Source organism: Teredinibacter waterburyi (assembly GCF_001922985.1).
Taxonomy (GTDB): domain Bacteria; phylum Pseudomonadota; class Gammaproteobacteria; order Pseudomonadales; family Cellvibrionaceae; genus Teredinibacter; species Teredinibacter waterburyi.
In genome coordinates, this window is the sequence record NZ_MRUH01000073.1 from 1 (window position 1) to 921 (window position 921).

General features: G+C 49.3%; 1 protein-coding gene. It reads left to right on the top strand.

Annotated features, from left to right (window positions below; genetic code table 11):
• A partial coding sequence (locus tag IDZ20_RS05835; RefSeq protein ID WP_188150492.1) for a cadherin-like domain-containing protein occupies nt 1-921 on the top strand: 921 nt, incomplete at both ends.

Consider the following 921-nt stretch of genomic DNA (forward strand, 5'->3'; position numbering starts at 1 on the left):
CGAAGACTTTACGTCTTACACCATCGACCTCAACGATTTATTTGCCGACGTTGAAACCGCCGGTGGCGATTTAATTTATAGCGTTGCCGGTAATTCTAATATCGGCGTTAGCATTGACGCCAATGGTATCGCCACCATCTCCAGCACCGCTGATTGGAATGGAACCGAAACCCTGACCTTTACCGCCGAAGACGAAGGTGATTTAACGGTCGATGCCAGTGCAGACTTTATTGTCGGCGCGGATAATGATGCGCCGACCACCAGTGGTCTTGCCGATCAAAACCTTACTGAAGACTTCGCCAGCTACACGATCGATTTAAACGATTTATTCGCCGACGCTGAAACCGCCGATGGCGATTTAAGTTACAGCGTTGCGGGCAACAGCAATATCGGTGTCAGCATCGATGCCAATGGCATTGCGACCATTAGTTCGACCGCTGATTGGAACGGAACTGAAACCTTAACCTTTACCGCCGAAGACGAAGGTGGTTTAACGGTTGATGCTTCAGCCGATTTTGTAGTTGCGGCCGATAACGATGCGCCGACTACCAGTGGTTTGGCCGATCAAAATCTCACCGAAGACTTTACGTCTTACACCATCGATTTAAATGATCTCTTCGCCGACGTTGAAACCGCCGATGGCGATTTGATGTATAGCGTTGCGGGCAACAGCAATATCGGTGTCAGTATCGATGCCAATGGCATTGCCACCATTAGTTCGACCGCTGATTGGAACGGAACTGAAACCTTAACCTTTACCGCCGAAGATGAAGGTGGGTTAAGCGTTGATGCTTCAGCCGATTTTGTTGTCGGCGCCGATAATGATGCGCCAACGACTTCCGGTTTGGCCGATCAGAATCTTACCGAAGACTTTACGTCTTACACCATCGACCTCAACGATTTATTTGCCGACGTTGAAAC